The 19,245-nt window shown below is 70.6% G+C and carries 18 protein-coding genes; 16 read left to right on the forward strand and 2 right to left on the reverse strand.

The annotated features are described in order from the left end of the window. Nucleotides 1-7 precede the first annotated feature (7 nt). The 3 genes from hisS (at nucleotide 8) to OHS70_RS30970 (ending at nucleotide 3,600) form a co-directional block, all read left to right on the forward strand. Nucleotides 8-1,270 (forward strand): histidine--tRNA ligase, encoded by a 1,263-nt coding sequence (gene hisS / locus OHS70_RS30960; RefSeq protein ID WP_328402820.1) that lies wholly within the window; start codon nucleotides 8-10, stop codon nucleotides 1,268-1,270. A gap of 276 nt (nucleotides 1,271-1,546) precedes the next feature. After that, nucleotides 1,547-2,194, forward strand: coding sequence for a vitamin K epoxide reductase family protein (locus OHS70_RS30965; RefSeq protein ID WP_328402822.1), 648 nt, complete (start codon nucleotides 1,547-1,549; stop codon nucleotides 2,192-2,194). Nucleotides 2,195-2,229: 35 nt separating this feature from the next. Then, nucleotides 2,230-3,600, forward strand: a complete 1,371-nt coding sequence (locus OHS70_RS30970) for a replication-associated recombination protein A (RefSeq protein WP_328402824.1) — start codon at nucleotides 2,230-2,232, stop codon at nucleotides 3,598-3,600. 32 nt (nucleotides 3,601-3,632) lie between these two features. Here OHS70_RS30970 and OHS70_RS30975 read toward each other — a convergent pair whose 3' ends face one another. Further along, nucleotides 3,633-4,364: a DUF2470 domain-containing protein gene (locus OHS70_RS30975; RefSeq protein WP_328402826.1), complete on the reverse strand. Its 732-nt coding sequence runs from the start codon at nucleotides 4,362-4,364 to the stop codon at nucleotides 3,633-3,635. Nucleotides 4,365-4,552: 188 nt separating this feature from the next. Between OHS70_RS30975 and rpsD the strand changes: the two genes are divergently transcribed. Further along, complete coding sequence (gene rpsD / locus OHS70_RS30980; RefSeq protein ID WP_328402828.1) at nucleotides 4,553-5,167, forward strand: 30S ribosomal protein S4; 615 nt, start codon at nucleotides 4,553-4,555, stop codon at nucleotides 5,165-5,167. 43 nt (nucleotides 5,168-5,210) lie between these two features. Here the strand turns inward: rpsD and OHS70_RS30985 are convergent, their stop codons facing one another. Beyond that, on the reverse strand, nucleotides 5,211-7,394 hold the full coding sequence (locus OHS70_RS30985) for an ATP-binding protein (RefSeq protein WP_328402830.1): 2,184 nt from the start codon (nucleotides 7,392-7,394) through the stop codon (nucleotides 5,211-5,213). A gap of 147 nt (nucleotides 7,395-7,541) precedes the next feature. On the opposite strand from OHS70_RS30985, the gene OHS70_RS30990 reads away from it, so the two are divergent. The 12 genes from OHS70_RS30990 to OHS70_RS31045 all read left to right on the forward strand — a co-directional run bounded on the left by OHS70_RS30990 (nucleotide 7,542) and on the right by OHS70_RS31045 (nucleotide 19,180). Further along, the gene (locus tag OHS70_RS30990; protein WP_328402832.1) at nucleotides 7,542-7,973 is read left to right on the forward strand and encodes a DUF948 domain-containing protein; all 432 of its coding nucleotides are present in this window, start codon (nucleotides 7,542-7,544) and stop codon (nucleotides 7,971-7,973) included. A 6-nt stretch (nucleotides 7,974-7,979) separates the two neighbouring features. Further along, nucleotides 7,980-8,381, forward strand: coding sequence for a DUF6167 family protein (locus tag OHS70_RS30995; protein WP_328402834.1), 402 nt, complete (start codon nucleotides 7,980-7,982; stop codon nucleotides 8,379-8,381). Next, entirely contained in the window at nucleotides 8,381-11,065 is a 2,685-nt protein-coding gene (gene alaS, locus OHS70_RS31000) for an alanine--tRNA ligase (protein ID WP_328402836.1), read from the forward strand. The genes OHS70_RS30995 and alaS overlap by 1 nt, the downstream gene beginning before the upstream one ends. Before the next feature lie 8 nt (nucleotides 11,066-11,073). Then, a complete protein-coding gene (gene ruvX / locus OHS70_RS31005; protein ID WP_328402838.1) occupies nucleotides 11,074-11,538 on the forward strand; it encodes a Holliday junction resolvase RuvX in 465 nt (154 codons plus the stop codon). A 106-nt stretch (nucleotides 11,539-11,644) separates the two neighbouring features. After that, nucleotides 11,645-13,429: an endolytic transglycosylase MltG gene (gene mltG, locus OHS70_RS31010; protein WP_328402840.1), complete on the forward strand. Its 1,785-nt coding sequence runs from the start codon at nucleotides 11,645-11,647 to the stop codon at nucleotides 13,427-13,429. Continuing rightward, the gene (locus OHS70_RS31015; RefSeq protein WP_328402842.1) at nucleotides 13,413-14,249 is read left to right on the forward strand and encodes a shikimate dehydrogenase; all 837 of its coding nucleotides are present in this window, start codon (nucleotides 13,413-13,415) and stop codon (nucleotides 14,247-14,249) included. The genes mltG and OHS70_RS31015 overlap by 17 nt, the downstream gene beginning before the upstream one ends. Before the next feature lie 51 nt (nucleotides 14,250-14,300). After that, entirely contained in the window at nucleotides 14,301-14,645 is a 345-nt protein-coding gene (locus tag OHS70_RS31020) for a hypothetical protein (RefSeq protein ID WP_328402844.1), read from the forward strand. 210 nt (nucleotides 14,646-14,855) lie between these two features. Then, nucleotides 14,856-16,040: a chorismate synthase gene (aroC, locus tag OHS70_RS31025; protein WP_328402846.1), complete on the forward strand. Its 1,185-nt coding sequence runs from the start codon at nucleotides 14,856-14,858 to the stop codon at nucleotides 16,038-16,040. Nucleotides 16,041-16,069: 29 nt separating this feature from the next. Continuing rightward, nucleotides 16,070-16,594, forward strand: coding sequence for a shikimate kinase (locus OHS70_RS31030; protein WP_443062769.1), 525 nt, complete (start codon nucleotides 16,070-16,072; stop codon nucleotides 16,592-16,594). Next, the gene (aroB, locus tag OHS70_RS31035; RefSeq protein WP_328402850.1) at nucleotides 16,591-17,685 is read left to right on the forward strand and encodes a 3-dehydroquinate synthase; all 1,095 of its coding nucleotides are present in this window, start codon (nucleotides 16,591-16,593) and stop codon (nucleotides 17,683-17,685) included. The genes OHS70_RS31030 and aroB overlap by 4 nt, the downstream gene beginning before the upstream one ends. Beyond that, nucleotides 17,682-18,122: a type II 3-dehydroquinate dehydratase gene (gene aroQ / locus OHS70_RS31040; RefSeq protein ID WP_328402852.1), complete on the forward strand. Its 441-nt coding sequence runs from the start codon at nucleotides 17,682-17,684 to the stop codon at nucleotides 18,120-18,122. The genes aroB and aroQ overlap by 4 nt, the downstream gene beginning before the upstream one ends. A 155-nt stretch (nucleotides 18,123-18,277) precedes the next feature. Continuing rightward, nucleotides 18,278-19,180: a Pro-rich N-terminal domain-containing protein gene (locus OHS70_RS31045; RefSeq protein ID WP_328402854.1), complete on the forward strand. Its 903-nt coding sequence runs from the start codon at nucleotides 18,278-18,280 to the stop codon at nucleotides 19,178-19,180. The last annotated feature ends 65 nt before the right edge of the window (nucleotides 19,181-19,245 follow it).

Genomic DNA, 19,245 nt, shown 5'->3' on the forward strand with positions numbered 1-19,245 from the left:
ACCTTCCGTGAGCACTTTTCAGGCCCCCAGGGGCACGTACGACCTGATTCCGCCGCGCTCCGCCAAGTTCCTGGCGGTGCGCGAGGCGATCTCCACGCCGCTGAAGAACTCCGGCTACGGCTATGTCGAGACGCCCGGCTTCGAGAACGTCGAGCTGTTCGCGCGCGGTGTCGGCGAGTCCACCGACATCGTGTCCAAGGAGATGTACGCCTTCGAAACCAAGGGCGGCGACAAGCTCGCCCTGCGCCCCGAGGGCACCGCGTCCGTGCTGCGCGCGGCGCTGGAGGCCAACCTCCACAAGGCGGGCAACCTGCCCGTGAAGCTCTGGTACTCGGGCTCGTACTACCGCTACGAGAAGCCGCAGGCGGGCCGCTACAGGCACTTCTCCCAGGTCGGTGCCGAGGCGATCGGCGCAGAGGACCCGGCGCTGGACGCCGAGCTGATCATCCTGGCGGACCAGGCGTACCGTTCGCTCGGCCTGCGCAACTTCCGCATCCTGCTGAACTCGCTCGGAGACAAGGAGTGCCGTCCCGTCTACCGTGACGCGCTCCAGGGCTTCCTGCGGGGGCTGGATCTGGACGAGGACACGCGCCGCCGGGTCGACATCAATCCGCTGCGGGTTCTCGACGACAAGCGCGACAGCGTGCAGAAGCAGCTGGTGGGCGTGCCGCTGCTGCGTGATTACCTCTGCGACGCCTGCAAGGCGTACCACGAGGAGGTGCGCGCGCTGCTGACCGCGGCCGGTGTCCTCTTCGAGGACGACGAGAAGCTGGTGCGCGGTCTGGACTACTACACGCGCACGACCTTCGAGTTCGTCCACGGCGGCCTCGGCTCGCAGTCCGCGGTGGGCGGCGGCGGCCGCTACGACGGTCTGTCCGAGATGATCGGCGGCCCGGCACTTCCGTCGGTGGGCTGGGCGCTCGGCGTCGACCGCACGGTGCTTGCGCTGGAGGCCGAGGGCATCGAGCTCGAACTGCCCGCCAGCACCAGTGTGTTCGCTGTACCGCTGGGCGAGGAGGCGCGCCGCGTACTGTTCGGTGTGGTCACCGAGCTGCGCAAGGCGGGCGTCGCCGCGGACTTCAGTTACGGCGGCAAGGGCCTCAAGGGCGCGATGAAGAACGCCAACCGCAGCGGCGCGCGGTACGCGATCGTCGCGGGCGAGCGTGACCTCGCCGAGGGCGTGGTGCAGCTCAAGGACATGGAGTCCGGCGAGCAGCAGGCCGTCGCCCTGGATGTGCTGATCGAGGAGATCCGGACGAAGCTCGCCTGAGTACGGCAGTGAGCGCGGGGCCCGGGCCGGATGAACGGCCCGGGCCCCGCGTCGTCCGGCCACCGTCCTGTCGTGCCCGACGTGCCCAACGTGCCGAACTCGCACGGCAGATGGGCGTCCCGTCGACTCGCGGCTCACCTGCATCGCCAGTTGCCTTTCCCGCCGGACCCCGACCGGGACGGCCGGAGGGACTCCTTATGTCCCTCGAACGGCGGACACCGAGGTGCGTGGGGCAGAATGGCCGGGCCCCCACAGGCATCGAGCGATGGAAGCGATATGACGACTGCAGCGGCCGGCGATGTGTCCTCCGACCACGGGGCGCGTGATGCGCGCGGCACGGTCGGCGGCGGCAGGGCGTTCGCCTGGCTGCTGGTGATCACGGGCGCGGCCGGACTCCTCGCCGCCTGGGTCATCACGATCGACAAGTTCAAGATCCTCGAGGCCAAGATCGCCGGGACGACCTTCACCCCCGGCTGCAGCCTCAACCCCGTCGTCTCCTGCGGCAACGTGATGGAGAGCGACCAGGCGTCCGCGCTCGGGTTCCCCAACCCGATGCTCGGACTGGTCGCCTACGGGATGGTGATCTGCGTCGGCATGAGCCTGCTGGCGGGCGCTCGCTTCCGCCGCTGGTACTGGCTCACCTTCAATGCGGGCACGCTCTTCGGCGTCGGCTTCTGCACCTGGCTCCAGTACCAGTCGCTGTACACGATCAACGCGCTGTGCCTGTGGTGCTGCCTGGCCTGGGTCGCCACGATCTTCATGTTCTGGTACGTGACCTCGCACAACATCCGCCAAGGACTGCTGCCCGCCCCGGCGTGGCTGCGCGGATTCCTCGACGAGTTCACCTGGGTGCTGCCGGTGCTGCACACCGGCATCATCGGCATGCTGATCCTGACCCGCTGGTGGGACTTCTGGACCGGCTGACCTCGTTGTCAGTGGGCTGACCTAGGCTTCATGAAGTGGAGCCCGATCTCTTTACCGCAGCCGCCGAGGAACGCCAGGAGAAGGACCCGTCCGCGAGTCCCCTGGCCGTCCGGATGCGCCCGCGCACCCTCGACGAGGTCGTGGGCCAGCAGCACCTGCTGAAGCCCGGGTCGCCCCTGCGCCGTCTCGTCGGGGAGGGCAACGGCGGGCCCGCAGGCGCGTCGTCGGTGATCCTCTGGGGCCCGCCGGGCACCGGCAAGACGACCCTCGCGTATGTCGTGTCGAAGGCGACCAACAAGCGATTCGTGGAGCTCTCCGCGATCACCGCGGGCGTCAAGGAGGTCCGGGCGGTCATCGACGGTGCCCGGCGCGCCGCCGGCGGCTTCGGCAAGGAGACCGTCCTCTTCCTCGACGAGATCCACCGCTTCTCGAAGGCCCAGCAGGACTCCCTGCTGCCCGCCGTGGAGAACCGCTGGGTGACCCTGATCGCGGCCACCACGGAGAACCCGTACTTCTCGGTGATCTCCCCGCTGCTCTCCCGCTCCCTGCTGCTCACCCTGGAGCCGCTCGGCGACGAGGACATCGGCGGGCTGCTGCAGCGGGCGCTCACCGAGACGCGCGGACTGGGCGGCGCGGTCACGCTCCCGAAGGACGCCAGGGCGCACCTGCTGCGGATCGCCGGCGGTGACGCGCGCCGTGCGCTGACCGCGCTGGAGGCTGCCGCGGGCGCCGCGCTGGACAAGGGCGAGCCGGACATCACCCTGGCGACGCTCGAGGAGACGGTCGACCGTGCGGCGGTGAAGTACGACCGCGACGGCGACCAGCACTACGACGTGGCCAGCGCGCTCATCAAATCGATCCGCGGCTCCGACGTGGACGCGGCACTGCACTATCTGGCGCGCATGATCGAGGCGGGGGAGGACCCGCGGTTCATCGCTCGCCGGCTGATGATCTCGGCGAGCGAGGACATCGGCCTCGCGGACCCCACGGCGCTGCCGACAGCGGTGGCGGCCGCACAGGCCGTGGCGATGATCGGCTTCCCGGAGGCCGCCCTCACCCTCAGCCACGCCACCATCGCCCTCGCACTGGCCCCCAAGTCGAATGCCGCGACGACCGCGATCTCCGCCGCCCGGCAGGACGTGCGGAACGGGCTGGCGGGCCCGGTGCCGGCCCATCTGCGCGACGGCCACTACAAGGGCGCGGCCAAGCTCGGCCATGCGCAGGGTTATGTGTATCCGCACGACGTGGCGGGCGGTATCGCGGCCCAGCAGTACGCACCGGACGCGGTCCACGGCCGCCGCTACTACGAGCCGACCCGCTACGGGGCGGAAGCGCGGTACGCCGACGTGGTGGAGAAGGTGCGCGAGCGGCTGCGCGGGGAGGGCCCGAGCGAGCAGCAGGGCTGACGCCACGCGTCGGGTCGAGCCGCCTCGAAGCGTCAGTGCGAGGCCGCCCCGAAGAGCGTGTGCATCGCGCGGCGCAGTTCGGTGATGTCCCGCACCGGGGTGGGGAAGTCGAACCGCGCGTCGAAGCACTGCTCACCCGTGAACCGCACCCGCAGGCCGAACCGGTCCAGCGCCAGCGGCACCGCCCGCAGTCGCGGCGTGACCGCCTCCGGCGCGTCCGCCCGGCGTTCGGCCGGCGGGACCACCGTCCCGCTGCGCTCGCCGAGCAGCCCGCACAGCGCCTGCACCTGATCGTCGTGCGCGGCGTGCAGATGCTGGAGCAGTTCGGCCTCGTGCGCGACGAGCGGATCGACCGCCGCGTTCGCGAAGGCCTCCGGGTCGACGCTCTCGGCGCCCCACAGATCGTCGACGCTCGCCTCGCCGACCTCCAGGCGGAGCATCATCGACCCGGGCTCGGCGAAGTCCGGCGCGCAGGTCAGCCAGCCGGAGACCCAGGCGCGGCCGCGAATACGCTGGGGGACCGAGATCGGCGCGACATCGGTGATCTCCAGCACCGCGGACAGTTCGTCGTCCTGCGCGTGCGTCGCGGCGCGTACGGTCGGTGCGTCGGCGGGGAAGAGCAGGAACACCTCGCCGTCCGTCCCCACCACACGGGCCTGCGGCATCAGCTGCTCGGGCCGGGCCGACTCCAGGCCGGGGACGAGCAGCAGTGCGGAGCATGTACTCTGTACGAGAGTTCGTGTGCGCTCGGCTGCTGACGGCATCCGAGTGATTTCAAGCCCGCTGGGACGCGGCTGACCATGAGCTGATCGGACCTCCGTCACCTCGACGCCTTGAGATGCGTCGGTGTTTGTTGTGCTGTCCGTGATGCGCTTGGTGTTCCCAGGGCGAGACATGCGATCTCCTTGAGTAAGGTGAGCCTAACCTAACCTACAACGGAGGTCTGGAGAACGTGCCTAACCAGTCGCGTCCCAAGGTCAAGAAGTCGAGGGCGCTCGGTATCGCCCTGACGCCGAAGGCTGTCAAGTACTTCGAGGCCCGCCCCTACCCGCCGGGCGAGCACGGCCGTGGCCGCAAGCAGAACTCGGACTACAAGGTCCGTCTGCTCGAGAAGCAGCGTCTGCGCGCCCAGTACGACATCAGCGAGCGCCAGATGGCGCGTGCCTACGACCGCGCCAAGAAGGCCGAGGGCAAGACCGGTGACGCGCTCGTCATCGAGCTCGAGCGCCGCCTCGACGCCCTGGTCCTGCGTTCGGGCATCGCCCGCACCATCTACCAGGCCCGTCAGATGGTCGTCCACGGCCACATCGAGGTAAACGGTGGCAAGGTCGACAAGCCGTCGTTCCGCGTCCGTCCCGACGACGTCGTGATGGTCCGCGAGCGCAGCCGCGAGAAGGCCCTCTTCCAGGTCGCGCGTGAGGGTGGCTTCGCCCCCGACGGCGAGACCCCGCGCTACCTGCAGGTCAACCTGAAGGCCCTGGCGTTCCGCCTGGACCGTGACCCGCAGCGCAAGGAAGTTCCGGTCATCTGCGACGAGCAGCTGGTCGTCGAGTACTACGCCCGCTGATCAAGGCGTAGCTCACAGCGCTTCTGCCCGCCGCTTCCCCGCCTCACCGGTGGGGAAGCCGGCGGGCTCCCGCGTTCCTGGGGTCCACCGGCGGCGGGGCCGGCACGCTGCGCCGGTGGGCCATGTGCCGTTGCGGTGGCTCCGGCGCGGTCAGCGCACGCCGCACGGCCGCGTCCAGCGACAGCTCGCGCCCCTCCCGCAGACACTCCTCGAAGCGCTCGGCCCCCAGGAGCCGGCCCGCCTGCTCCGCGCACAGCGCCCGTGGTGCGCCGAAATGGCCGGAACCGAACAGCGGCAGGCCCACCGCGTCCCACACGGGCGCCGCCGCCCCCTGCAGCACGGCGGCCTCTGCCGCATCGCCCTCGGTCGCGGTGACCAGGGCCAGCAGCTCGATCGCCAGCACCAGGGCCACCAGGTCGTTGAACCGGTGGCCGACATCGATGCACTCGGCCAGCAGTGTCCGCGCCAAACCCGGATCACCGGCCGCCCAGGCGGCGTACGCCAGCACGTACAGCGCGTACGACCGGGTCCAGCGCTCTCCGCGTTCCTCGCAGATCTCCCGGACCTCTTCGCACAGCGCCACCGCGGCGTCCAGCCGGTCCTGGAACACCAGGGTCATCGCCAGCGCGACCCGGGCCATCAGCACATTGCTGTTGAGCTCTCCGGCCTCCTCGTACCCGATCAGTGCCGACCGCAGCAGCCTTTCGGCGCGCGGCATGTCATCGGTGACCAGCGACAGACAGCCGATGCGATGGACGGCGTACGCGGCGGCCACGCGGTTGCCGGACAGCTCCGCGGCATCCCGGCACTCGTACAGCGCGCCCGCGGCCGAGGCGTTGTCACCCTGTAGCACCGCCACGTACCCGAGCACCCACAGCGCCTTCAGCCGGGACTCCTCGTGATCCGCCTGGAGCTCCAGCGACCGGTCCAGCCAGTGTCTGCCCTCGGCGAGCCGGCCGCAGCCGACCCAGTAGAACCACAGCGTGCCCGCCAGATACTGGCCCAGATGCACCTCGTCGGGCTGCTCGAGGCACAGCTCGATCGCCGCCCGCAGATTGGGCAGTGCGCTGTCGGCGCAGGCCGCGACCTCCGCCTGACGAGGGCTGAACCACTCCAGCTCGCACCAGGTGGCCAGACCGATGTACCAGTCACGGTGCCGTCTGCGCAGCCGCTCGTCGTCGCCGAGGGCCTCCAGCCACTCGGCGCCGTAGGCCCGGACGGTGTCGAGCATGCGGTAGCGGACGCCTGCGCGCGTCTCCTCGCGGCCGACCACGGACTGGGCCAGCAGCTCACCGAGTACGTCGAGCACCCGGTCCGCGGGCAGCTCGGGTCCGCTGCAGATGTACTCGGCAGCCTCCAGGTCGAACTGACCGGCGAACACCGACAGTCGCGCCCACAGCAGCCGCTCCTCGGGCGTGCACAGCTCATGGCTCCAGCCGACCGCCGTACGCAGTGTCCGATGGCGCGGCAGCGCACCCCGGCAGCCGCCGGTGAGGAGCCCGAACCGGTCGTCGAGCCGGTCCAGCAGCTGATCGAGGGAGAGTGCGGGCAGCCGCCCGGCGGCCAGCTCCAGCGCGAGCGGGATCCGGTCGAGGCGGCGGCAGATCTCCTCGACCGGCCGACGGTCGGCGCCGGTGAGCCGGAACGTCGGGCAGGTGCGTCTCGCCCGGTCGGTGAAGAGCTCCACGGCGTCGTCCTCGGTCATCGCCGACAGTGTGAAGACCTGCTCACCGGAGAGGCGCAGCGGCCTGCGGCCCACGGCGAGGACCTGGACGGCGGATGCACGGCGCAGGATGTCCCGTACCAGCGCCGCGCACTCGTCGACGAGATGCTCGAAGCCGTCCAGGACGAGCAGCAACCGGCGGCGTGCGAGATGTGCGAGCAGAACCTCGCGGGGCGGCCGGCGGGTGTGGTCGGTGATCCCCAGCGACTCCGCCACGGTATGGGCCATCAGATCGGCGTCGTGCAGCAGCGACAGCTCGGTCAGCCACACGCCGTCGGCGTACCGATTCTGCGCTGCGGCCGCAGCGTGTGCCGCGAGCCTCGACTTCCCGGCCCCGCCGGGTCCGACCACGGTCACCAGGCGGGCGCGCGTGTCGTCCAGCGCCCGGTCGAGGGCTGCCAGCTCGTCGGCCCGCCCCACGAAGCGGTTCAGCTCGGCGGGGAGATTGCCCTGACGGGGCGGGCGGTCGCCGACGGGAGGTAAGGAGCGAGAGGAGCGGCGCATGAGACACGCAGCGTACCCACCCGTAAGCACTCCGTACAATCTGCCCGGGGCAACTGCCGTCCCGTGCACCGCTAATGCGGTATGGGGTGCCACCCCGGGCGCGATAGGGTCGGAGGGAGATTTTCTACAAGCAGGGAGCGGTGCACAGTGACCGGTGGAGAGGTTGCCGGGCTTCTGGTGGCCGTCTTCTGGGCGATCCTGGTCTCCTTCCTCGCCGTGGTGCTGGTGAGGCTGGCGCAGACGCTCAGGGCGACCACCAAGCTGGTTGCGGACGTGACCGAACAGGCCGTTCCGCTGCTGGCAGACGCCTCCGTGACGGTACGCGCGGCGCAGACCCAGCTCGACCGGGTCGATGCCATCGCATCCGACGTCCAGGAAGTCACCTCCAACGCCTCCGCGCTCTCCACGACGGTCGCATCGACCTTCGGCGGCCCCCTGGTCAAGGTCGCCGCCTTCGGGTACGGCGTACGCCGGGCGCTGGGCCGCACGAGCGACGACACCCCCGCCGCGCCGACCCGTCGCACGCTGATCGTCGGACGCACGGTGCCGGCCGCGAGGCGCGGAAAGCGGAAAGGCTGACGAACGATGTTCCGCCGCACGTTCTGGTTCACCGCCGGCGCAGCAGCCGGAGTGTGGGCCACCACCAAGGTCAACCGCAAGCTCAAGCAGCTCACCCCTGAAAGCCTTGCGGCGCAGGCCGCGAACAGGGCGGTCGAGGCGGGCCACCGCCTCAAGGACTTCGCCCTCGACGTCCGGTCGGGGATGCTGCAGCGCGAGGCGGAGCTCGGCGAGGTGCTGGGCCTGAACACATCGCCGGACCGCGAGCTCCCCGCCCAGCCGAGGCTGGGTGCGGTCGAACGCAGCGGGCCCGCGCCCATCGCCTACCTGCACAGCAAGCACGCACCGGCGAAGCCGCCGAAGGCGGAGCGACCGCAGACCAACGATTCACCCACCGAGCATTCGTACAACCGGAATGAGGACCACTGATGGAGTCGGCTGAAATCCGCCGCCGCTGGCTGAGCTTCTTCGAGGAGCGCGGGCACACCGTCGTCCCTTCGGCGTCGCTCATCGCGGACGACCCGACTCTGCTGCTGGTCAACGCGGGCATGGTGCCCTTCAAGCCGTACTTCCTCGGTGAGGCCAAGCCGCCCGCCCCGCGGGCCACCAGCGTGCAGAAGTGCGTCCGCACGCCGGACATCGAAGAGGTCGGCAAGACCACCCGGCACGGCACGTTCTTCCAGATGTGCGGCAACTTCTCCTTCGGTGACTACTTCAAGGAAGGCGCCATCAAGTACGCCTGGGAGCTGCTCACCGGCTCCGTGGCGGACGGCGGCTACGGCCTGGAGCCCGAGAAGCTCTGGATCACCGTCTACCTCGACGACGACGAGGCCGAGACGATCTGGCGCGACGTGATCGGCGTGCCCGCCGAGCGGATCCAGCGCCTGGGCAAGAAGGACAACTTCTGGTCCATGGGCGTCCCCGGCCCCTGCGGACCCTGCTCCGAGATCAACTACGACCGCGGCCCGGAGTTCGGCGCCGAGGGCGGCCCCGCCGTCAACGACGAGCGCTACGTGGAGATCTGGAACCTCGTCTTCATGCAGTACGAGCGAGGCGCCGGCGAGGGCAAGGAGGACTTCCCGATCCTCGGCGACCTGCCCTCCAAGAACATCGACACCGGTCTCGGCCTCGAACGCCTCGCCATGATCCTGCAGGGCGTACAGAACATGTACGAGACCGACACCCTGCGCGTCGTGATGGACAAGGCCACCGGGCTCACCGGTGTCCGCTACGGCGACAAGCACGACACGGACGTCTCGATGCGCGTGGTCGCGGACCACATGCGCACCTCCGTCATGCTCATCGGCGACGGCGTCACGCCGGGCAACGAGGGCCGCGGCTATGTGCTGCGCCGCATCATGCGCCGTGCCATCCGCAACATGCGCCTCATGGGCGCCTCCGGTCCGGTCGTCAAGGACCTCATCGACGTCGTGATCGACACGATGGGGCAGCAGTACCCGGAGCTCATCACCGACCGCAGGCGCATCGAGACCGTCGCGCTCGCCGAAGAGGCCGCCTTCCTCAAGGCCCTCAAGGGCGGCACGAACATCCTCGACACCGCCGTGACCGAGACCAAGGCCGCCGGCGGCACCGTCCTGGCCGGCGACAAGGCGTTCCTGCTCCACGACACCTGGGGCTTCCCGATCGACCTCACCCTTGAGATGGCCGCCGAGCAGGGCCTGTCCGTGGACGAGGACGGCTTCCGCCGTCTGATGACGGAGCAGCGCGACCGCGCCAAGGCCGACGCCAGGGCCAAGAAGACCGGTCACGCCGACGTCTCCGCCTACCGCGAGATCGCCGACGGCGCCGGTGTCACCGAGTTCACCGGATACACGGCCAACGAGGGCGAGTCCACGGTCGTCGGCCTGCTCGTCAACGGTGTCCCGTCGCCCGCCGCCTCCGAGGGTGACGATGTCGAGGTCGTCCTCGACCGCACCCCGTTCTACGCCGAGGGCGGTGGCCAGCTCGCCGACCAGGGACGTATCAAGCTCGACTCGGGCGCCGTCATCGAGGTGCGCGACGTCCAGCAGCCGGTCCCCGGTGTCTCCGTGCACAAGGGCTCCGTCCAGGTCGGCGAGGTGACGGTCGGCGCCTCCGCCTACGCCGCCATCGACGTCAAGCGCCGCCGTGCCATCGCCCGCGCCCACAGCGCCACCCACCTGACCCACCAGGCGCTGCGCGATGCCCTCGGCCCGACGGCCGCCCAGGCCGGTTCGGAGAACTCGCCGGGCCGTTTCCGCTTCGACTTCGGCTCGCCCAACGCCGTTCCCGGCACGGTCCTCACCGATGTCGAGCAGAGGATCAACGAGGTCCTCTCGCGTGAGCTCGATGTGCACGCCGAGATCATGAGCATCGACGAGGCCAAGAAGCAGGGCGCCATCGCCGAGTTCGGTGAGAAGTACGGCGAGCGCGTGCGCGTCGTGACCATCGGCGACTTCTCCAAGGAGCTGTGCGGCGGTACGCATGTGCACAACACCGCCCAGCTGGGCCTGGTGAAGCTGCTCGGCGAATCGTCGATCGGTTCCGGTGTGCGCCGTGTCGAGGCGCTGGTCGGCGTGGACGCCTACAGCTTCCTCGCCAAGGAGCACACGGTCGTCGCCCAGCTCCAGGAGCTGGTCAAGGGCCGTCCGGAGGAGCTCCCGGAGAAGATCGCCGCCATGCTCGGCAAGCTCAAGGACGCCGAGAAGGAGATCGAGAAGTTCCGTGCGGAGAAGGTGCTCGGCGCCGCCGCCGGTCTCGCCTCGGGTGCCAAGGACGTCCGCGGTGTCGCGCTGGTGACGGGCACGGTGCCGGACGGCACCGCAGCCGACGATCTGCGCAAGCTGGTCCTCGACGTCCGCGGTCGGCTGGATCAAATGTCCGGGGCCGGCGACCGTCCTTCCGTCGTGGCCCTGTTCACCACCGCGGGCGGCCGTCCGCTGACCGTCATCGCCACCAACGAGGCCGCTCGCGAGCGCGGTCTCAAGGCCGGCGACCTGGTCCGTGCGGCCGCCAAGACCCTCGGCGGCGGCGGTGGCGGCAAGCCGGACGTCGCCCAGGGCGGCGGCCAGAACCCGCAGGCCATCGGCGAAGCCGTGGCCGCCGTCGAGCGCCTCGTCGCCGAGACCGCGTGACGGTGGGCATGCGCCGCGGCCGACGCCTCGCGATCGATGTCGGGGACGCCCGTATCGGGGTCGCCTCGTGCGACCCCGACGGGGTCCTCGCGACGCCGGTGGAGACCGTGCAGGGACGTGATGTCCCGGCCGCCCACCGGCGGCTGCGGCAGCTGGTCGAGGAGTACGAGCCGATCGAGGTCGTGGTCGGCCTGCCCCGCTCGCTCAGCGGCGGGGAGGGCCCGGCCGCGGCCAAGGTCCGTGCCTTCGCCCAGGAGTTGGCGCGGGGCGTCACCCCGGTGCCGGTACGACTGGTCGACGAGAGGATGACCACAGTGACAGCAAGCCAGGGGCTGCGCGCCTCGGGCGTGAAGTCGAAAAAGGGCAGGTCGGTCATCGATCAGGCGGCCGCTGTGATCATCCTTCAGAATGCTCTTGAGTCTGAACGGGTATCCGATAATCCGCCCGGCGAGGGCGTCGAAGTGGTCATCTGATCGCGATACGGTAACGTTCCGCGCGGTGCGGCGGTTCGAACAGCTGCCGCACAGCAGAGAGAGGCGGGACCGACAGGCGCCCTGTCTCGCGGCCGCTAGGGGATCGATGACTGAGTATGGCCGGGGCCCGGGCTCCGAACCGTGGCATCCCGAGGATCCCTTGTACGGGGACCAGGGGTGGAGAGGGCAGCAGGCCGACGGCCATGCCCCGTACGGCGGCCAGCCGCAGCAGCAGTACCCGCAGCAGCCGCAGCAGTACGGCACGCCTCCGGACCCGCATCAGCAGGGTTACGGCCAGCAGTACGGCCAGGATCCGTACGGCCAGGGTCAGCAGCAGTACGGTCAGCAGCCCGGACAGCAGTACCCCCAGCAGGCCCCGCAGCAGTACGGCCAGGGCCAGCAGCAGTACCACCCGCAGGCGCCCCAGTCGTACGGCCAGGGCCAGGGCCAGCAGCAGTATCAGCAGCAGCAGTACACCGGCGCCTGGGAGACGGGACAGCACCCGGTCATGCCGTACGGCGCCGATCCGACGGGCACCTACGCGGGACAGCCGGCACCCGGTTACGGCAGCCGGCAGGAGGCCGACTACTACGGCACTCCCCAGGCCTATCCGCCACCGGAGCCCCCGAACCGCAGGCGGCAGCCCGAACCCGACCCCGCGCCGGACTGGGACGCGGAGGACTCGCAGGCGGAGAACCACCCCTTCTTCACCGGCGCCGGCGGCCGCGACGACGACGATGACGACGAGTACGACGACGACCCGGGCGATCGGCGTCGCGACGACGGCGGACGCGATCGCGGGGGCAAGGGCAAGAAAAAGGGCCGCAACGGCATGGCCTGCCTCCTCGTCGCCACGGTCCTCGTCGGCGGCCTCGGCGGTGCCGCCTACTTCGGCTACGAGTTCTGGCAGGAGCAGTTCGGCGGGGCACCGGACTACGACGGCAGCGGCAGCGGTTCCGCAGCCGTGACGATTCCCAAGGGCGCCACCGGCTACGAGATCGGCAACATTCTCAAGGCCGCCGGTGTGGTCAAGAGCGTCGACGCGTTCGTGTCCGCCCAGAGCCAGAACCCCGACGGGAACTCCATCCAGGACGGTGCCTACCTCCTGAAGAAGGGCATGTCGGCGAAGAGCGCGGTCGCCCTGATGCTCAACCCGGAAAGCCGTAACGTCCTGATCATTCCCGAGGGTCAGCGCAACAGCCAGATCTACGAACAGATCGACAAGGAGCTCGAGCTCAAGGCAGGCACCACGAAGTCGGTCGCGACCGCCAAGGCCAAGAACCTGGGCCTGCCCAAGTGGGCGACCGGCCACCGCGACGTCAAGGACCCGCTGGAAGGTTTCCTCTTCCCGGCCAGCTATCCGCTGCCCAAGGGAACCAAGCCCGAGGCCCTCCTCAAGGAGATGGTCGCCCGGGCCGGCAAGGAGTACGAGAAGGCCGGCCTGGAGAAAAAGGCAAAGGGCCTGGGGCTCAAGAGCCCGTGGGAGCTGCTCACGCTCGCGAGCCTGGTGCAGGTCGAGGGCAAGACCAAGGACGACTACCGCAAGATGTCCGAGGTCGTCTACAACCGCCTCAAGCCCACCAACACCGAGACGAACCAGCTGCTCCAGTTCGACTCGGCATTCAACTACCTCAAGGGCCAGAGCAAGATTGACATCCCTGAGGACGAGATCAACAGCAACCAGGACCCGTACAACACGTACACGCAGAAGGGCCTGACACCGGGGCCCATCAGCAACCCTGGCAACGTGGCGCTGTCGGCGGCGCTCAATCCGACTCAGGAAGGCTGGCTGTACTTCGTGGCGACCGACGGCCGGCACAAGACGGAGTTCGCCAAGACGCACGCCGAGTTCCTGAAGCTGAAGGCGAAGTTCGATGAAAGCCGGGACTGAGGTCCGCCGGGCGGCGGTCCTCGGCTCACCCATCACGCACTCACTGTCGCCGGTGCTGCACCGCGCCGCCTACGCGGAGCTGGGCCTCACCGACTGGTCGTACGAACGGTACGAGGTGGACGAGTTCCGGCTCGCCGACTTCATGAGGAAGCTCGACAGCACATGGGCCGGGCTGTCGCTGACCATGCCGCTCAAGCGGGCGGTCATTCCCCTGCTGGACGGCATCAGCGACACCGCTGCCTCTGTGGAGGCCGTCAACACCGTCGTCATCACCGAGGACGGCAGGCGCCTCGGCGACAACACGGACATCCCCGGGATGGTCGCCGCCCTGCGCGAGCGGGGTGTGGGGAAGGTGGAGTCGGCCGCCGTCCTCGGGTCGGGCGCCACCGCCGCATCGGCGCTCGCCGCACTGTCCCGTATCTGTACGGGGCCGGTCACCGCCTACGTACGCAGCGAGGCGCGCGCTCAGGAGATGCGTGGGTGGGGCGAGCGCATCGGCCTCGACGTGCGCACCGCCGACTGGGCCGAGGCGCCCGGCGCCTTCGCGGCGCCGCTGGTGATCGCGACGACTCCGGCCGGGACGACCGACGCTCTCGCCACCGCCGTGCCCGACGGGCCGGGGACGCTCTTCGACGTGCTGTACGAACCCTGGCCCACCCCGCTCGCGGCCGCCTGGTCGCGGCGCGGCGGTGCGGTGGTAGGAGGACTCGATCTTCTGGTCCACCAGGCGGTGCTCCAGGTCGAGCAGATGACGGGCCGTTCGCCTGCCCCGCTGCAGGCGATGCGTATCGCTGGTGAACAGGCGCTCGAAGCCCGCTAGTATCTGCGCGTTCATGCAGGAGCACGTCAACAGCACAGGGGGAGCCCGGCCATGGAAACCGGTCAGCCGCAGGCATCGATCGCCAAGAACATCTTCGAGGGCCTGATCTCGTTCCTGCCCGACTGGCTGGAGATCCCGCTGCTCTGCCTGATCGTCCTCCTCGTCGTGTTCGGCTGGATCCAGTCGCTCCGGAAGAAGGTCGCCGAGCGGCGGGCGGCACGGACCGGGCAGCCTGTCGTTGTGCCGCCGGCCGGCGGCCAGGGCAGCGGAGCCGACTACCTCGGCCCGTACGCGCCGGCCTCGCCGGCACAGGACCCGCAGCCCGCCCGCCAGGAGCCGAGCGGTGCCGACTTCCTCGGCTCGTACGCTCCGCAGCAGCGTCGCGACGGCGACTGAGACCGGGTCCCGAAGGCCGGTCCCCGGGCCCCGGGGACCGGCCTTCGGGCTGTCCACGCCCCGTCCGCCTGATGGACCGGTGGCCGGGCGATCCGCCCGGACGTGGGAGGATCGAGTCAGGCGGGGCAGGGCCGCGCTCCCCCAGCTACCGCTGGGAGGTGCCCCCAGGCCGCGCCGTCGCAGTTGCAGGCGCGAGCATGAGGAGCACCGTTGAGCAGGTTGCGTTGGCTGACCGCGGGCGAGTCGCACGGACCCGCACTGGTGGCGACGCTGGAGGGTCTTCCCGCCGGTGTCCCCGTCACCACCGAAATGGTGGCGGACCACCTCGCCCGGCGGCGCCTCGGCTATGGACGCGGTGCCCGGATGAAGTTCGAGCGCGACGAGGTCACCTTCCTCGGCGGTGTGCGGCACGGTCTGACCATGGGATCACCGGTCGCGGTCATGGTGGGCAACACGGAGTGGCCCAAGTGGGAGAAGGTCATGGCGGCCGACCCCGTCGACCCCGACGAGCTGGCCCAGCTCGCCCGTAACGCACCGCTGACCCGGCCCCGGCCCGGCCACGCCGACCTGGCCGGTATGCAGAAGTACGCGCTGGAGGAGGCCCGGCCGATCCTGGAGCGCGCCAGCGCCCGCGAGACCGCGGCCAGGGTCGCGCTCGGCGCGGTCGCCCGCTCCTACCTGAAGGAGACGGCCGGCATCGAGATCGTCTCCCACGTCGTGGAGCTGGCCGCGGCCAAGGCCCCGTACGGCGTCTACCCGACGCCCGCCGACGTGGAGAAGCTGGACGCGGATCCGGTGCGCTGCCTGGACGCGGACGCCTCGAAGGCGATGGTCGCCGAGATCGACCAGGCCCACAAGGACGGCGACACCCTCGGTGGTGTGGTCGAGGTGCTCGCCTACGGGGTGCCCGTAGGCCTCGGCTCGCACGTCCACTGGGACCGCCGCCTGGACGCCCGGCTCGCCGCCGCCCTGATGGGCATTCAGGCGATCAAGGGCGTCGAGGTCGGCGACGGCTTCGAGCTCGCCCGGGTGCCCGGCTCCAAGGCGCATGACGAGATCGTCCCGACCGAGGACGGCATCAAGCGGACCTCCGGCCGCTCCGGAGGCACCGAAGGCGGGATGTCCACCGGTGAACTGCTGCGCGTGCGCGCCGCGATGAAGCCGATCGCGACCGTGCCGCGGGCTCTGCGGACCGTCGACGTCGAGACGGGCGAGCCTGCCGCGGCCCACCACCAGCGCTCCGACGTCTGTGCGGTGCCGGCTGCCGGAATCGTCGCCGAGGCCATGGTCGCGCTGGTGCTCGCGGACGCCGTCGCGGAGAAGTTCGGCGGCGACAGCGTCACCGAGACCCGGCGCAACGTCCGTTCCTACCTCGACCACCTGCACATCCGGTGAACGCGCCGCTGATCGTCCTGATCGGGCCGATGGGCTCGGGCAAGTCCACGGTCGGCGAGCTGCTCGCCGACCGGCTCGGCGTGCCCTACCGGGACACCGACGCCGACATCGTCGCGGCCGAGGGCCGGGAGATCTCGGACATCTTCATCGAGGACGGCGAGCCGCACTTCCGTGCGCTGGAACGCGCCGCGGTGCGGACCGCGATCGACGAGCACACGGGCGTGCTCGCCCTCGGCGGAGGCGCCATCCTCGACGAAGGAACCCGGGAACTGCTTGCCGGGCTGCCCGTCGCCTATCTCTCGATGGACGTCGAGGAAGCCGTCAGGCGCGTCGGGCTGAACACCGCCCGCCCGCTGCTCGCTGTCAACCCGCGCCGCCAGTGGCGCGAGCTGATGGAGGCCCGGCGTCATCTGTACACCGAGGTGGCCCGGGTCGTGGTGGCCACCGACGACCGCACCCCTGAAGAGGTCGCCCAGGCGGTCCTCGACGCACTGGAGTTGCCGCATTCCCCGGGGGACGGCCCCCGGACCCCCGGCAAGGAAGAGACATCATGACGGAGCAGGCAGTGACGCGTATCCAGGTCGGCGGCACCGCGGGCACCGACCCGTACGACGTGCTCGTCGGCCGGCGGCTGCTCGGCGAGCTGCCCGGCCTGATCGGGACCAGGGCCCAGCGTGTGGCCGTCATCCACCCCGAGGCACTCGCCGAGACCGGTGAGGCGCTGCGCGGTGACCTCGCCGAGCAGGGGTACGAGGCCGTTGCCATCCAGGTGCCCAATGCCGAGGAGGCCAAGACCGCCGAGGTCGCCGCGTACTGCTGGAAGGCGCTCGGCCAGACGGGCTTCACCCGCACCGATGTCGTCGTGGGTGTCGGTGGCGGCGCCACGACCGACCTCGCCGGGTTCGTCGCGGCGACCTGGCTGCGCGGAGTGCGCTGGATCACCGTGCCGACGACCGTGCTCGGCATGGTGGACGCGGCGGTCGGCGGCAAGACCGGGATCAACACCGCCGAGGGCAAGAACCTCGTCGGCGCGTTCCACCCGCCGGCCGGAGTGCTGTGCGACCTGGCCGCGCTCGACTCGCTTCCGGTCAACGACTACGTCAGCGGAATGGCCGAGATCATCAAGGCCGGGTTCATCGCCGACCCGGTGATCCTCGATCTCGTCGAGGCGGACCCGCAAGGGGCGCGTACGCCCGCCGGGCCGCACACCGCCGAGCTGATCGAGCGTGCGATCCGGGTCAAGGCCGAGGTCGTCTCGAGCGACCTCAAGGAGTCCGGACTGCGCGAGATCCTCAACTACGGGCACACTCTCGCGCACGCCATCGAGAAGAACGAGCGCTACAAGTGGCGCCACGGCGCGGCGGTGTCCGTCGGCATGGTCTTCGCCGCCGAGCTCGGCAGGCTGGCCGGGCGGCTCGACGACGCCACCGCGGACCGGCACCGCAGCGTCCTTGCCTCCGTCGGGCTGCCGCTGACCTACCGTGGCGACCAGTGGCCCAAGCTGCTGGAGACCATGAAGGTCGACAAGAAGTCCCGCGGCAGCGTGCTGCGTTTCATCGTCCTTGACGGCCTCGCGAAGCCGACCGTCCTCGAAGGCCCCGACCCGGCCGTGCTCCTCGCCGCGTACGGGGAGGTCTCCGCGTGACCCGCCAGGTGCTCGTGCTGAACGGGCCCAACCTGGGCCGGCTCGGTTCCCGCGAGCCCGATGTGTACGGCTCGACGTCCTACGCCGGCCTGGTCGAGGCGTGCCGTCAGCTCGGCAAGGAGCTCGGCTTCGACGTCGACGTGCGCGAGACCAACGACGAGGGCGAGCTGATCCGCTGGCTGCACGAGGCGGCGGACGGTTCAATTCCGGTCGTTCTCAACCCCGGTGCCTTCACGCACTATTCGTACGGGATGCGCGACGCCGCCGCTCAGCGGACCGCCCCGCTGATCGAGGTGCACATCTCGAACCCGTACGCCCGGGAGTCGTTCCGGCACACGTCGGTGGTCGCTGCGGTGGCCAGCGGCACGGTCGCCGGTTTCGGGATCGGCTCCTACCGGCTCGCTCTGCGCGCGCTGGCGGAGGAACTCGGCGGCTGACCCGGCCCTGGCACTTTGTGCCGTTCCCGGTCGTTGCCGCAGTGGCGGCCGGGAACGGGCCGCGTGCGAGCGGTGGTCCAGGGGGTACCGTTCGGGAACAAGGCGGCCGATGCCGCTCTGACCAGCGTCAGTCGCACGAGACGGAGTGGCACCGGATGCAGCACGCAGTGGGGGCTCCGCTGCCGCCGCCCCACGGACCGGGGCAGGGACCGGCCGGATGGACACACAGCGCCCAGCACCCGGGGCCCGTTCCCCACCTCCCCGCAGGGCCACCGCCGCCCGCGCCCGGTGCTCCCGCAGGGCCTTTGCCTCCGCGGCCGGCCGGGGCTCCCTCCGGACCGCCGCCGCCCCCGGCACCGCCGCAGGGGCAGTCGCCGGCCTCCGGCTGGAGCGCCCCCGCCCCGTACCACCCCTCCCGCGAGCACACGGGCCACATCCAACTGCCGCCGGGCGGGCCGGTACCCATACCGGCACCGCCGCCCGCCGACACCGGCACCGGCGCCACCATGCTGGCCGTACTGCTCATCGGCCCGGCCGGCGCGGGCAAGACGACCGTGGCCCGGCACTGGGCCGGTACGCGCCGGGTGCCCACCGCCCACATCAGCCTCGACGACGTGCGCGAGTGGGTCTGCTCGGGCTTCGCCGACCCCCAGTCCGGGTGGAACGAGAACTCCGAGGCGCAGTACCGGCTCGCACGCCGCACCTGCGGCTTCGCCGCCCGCAACTTCCTTGCCAACGGCATCTCGTGCATCCTCGACGACGCCGTGTTCCCGGACCGCCCCGTCGTCGGCCTCGGCGGCTGGAAGCGCCATGTCGGCCCCGGCCTGCTGCCCGTCGTCCTGCTCCCGGGCCTCGAGATCGTGCTGGAGCGCAATGCCGAGCGCAGCGGCAACCGCCGGCTGTCGGACGAGGAGGTGGCGGGTATCCACGGCCGGATGGCGGGCTGGTACGGATCGGGCCTGCCGATCATCGACAACTCCACCTACGACGTGGAGACCACGGCCCGCGTCCTGGACGACGTCCTGGCGCGCGCGATAGCGAGCCCTCCGAGCTGGTAGCTGCGCCCCGCTGCCGGAAAGGTGTGGGCAGATGCGCGTCCGACGCCGGGGCGCACCCCGTCCGG

It is taken from the genome of Streptomyces sp. NBC_00390 (assembly GCF_036057275.1).
Lineage (GTDB): Bacteria > Actinomycetota > Actinomycetes > Streptomycetales > Streptomycetaceae > Streptomyces.

Bases quoted from the DNA above. Each gene is read 5' to 3' on its own strand.
- OHS70_RS30965 (WP_328402822.1), top strand. From the start codon at position 1,547: ATGACGACTGCAGCGGCCGGCGATGTGTCCTCCGACCACGGGGCGCGT.
- OHS70_RS30975 (WP_328402826.1), bottom strand. From the start codon at position 4,364: ATGCCGTCAGCAGCCGAGCGCACACGAACTCTCGTACAGAGTACATGC.
- OHS70_RS30985 (WP_328402830.1), bottom strand. From the start codon at position 7,394: ATGCGCCGCTCCTCTCGCTCCTTACCTCCCGTCGGCGACCGCCCGCCC.
- OHS70_RS30995 (WP_328402834.1), top strand. From the start codon at position 7,980: ATGTTCCGCCGCACGTTCTGGTTCACCGCCGGCGCAGCAGCCGGAGTG.
- alaS (WP_328402836.1), top strand. From the start codon at position 8,381: ATGGAGTCGGCTGAAATCCGCCGCCGCTGGCTGAGCTTCTTCGAGGAG.
- ruvX (WP_328402838.1), top strand. From the start codon at position 11,074: ATGCGCCGCGGCCGACGCCTCGCGATCGATGTCGGGGACGCCCGTATC.
- mltG (WP_328402840.1), top strand. From the start codon at position 11,645: ATGACTGAGTATGGCCGGGGCCCGGGCTCCGAACCGTGGCATCCCGAG.
- OHS70_RS31015 (WP_328402842.1), top strand. From the start codon at position 13,413: ATGAAAGCCGGGACTGAGGTCCGCCGGGCGGCGGTCCTCGGCTCACCC.
- OHS70_RS31020 (WP_328402844.1), top strand. From the start codon at position 14,301: ATGGAAACCGGTCAGCCGCAGGCATCGATCGCCAAGAACATCTTCGAG.
- OHS70_RS31030 (WP_443062769.1), top strand. From the start codon at position 16,070: ATGGGCTCGGGCAAGTCCACGGTCGGCGAGCTGCTCGCCGACCGGCTC.
- aroB (WP_328402850.1), top strand. From the start codon at position 16,591: ATGACGGAGCAGGCAGTGACGCGTATCCAGGTCGGCGGCACCGCGGGC.
- OHS70_RS31045 (WP_328402854.1), top strand. From the start codon at position 18,278: ATGCAGCACGCAGTGGGGGCTCCGCTGCCGCCGCCCCACGGACCGGGG.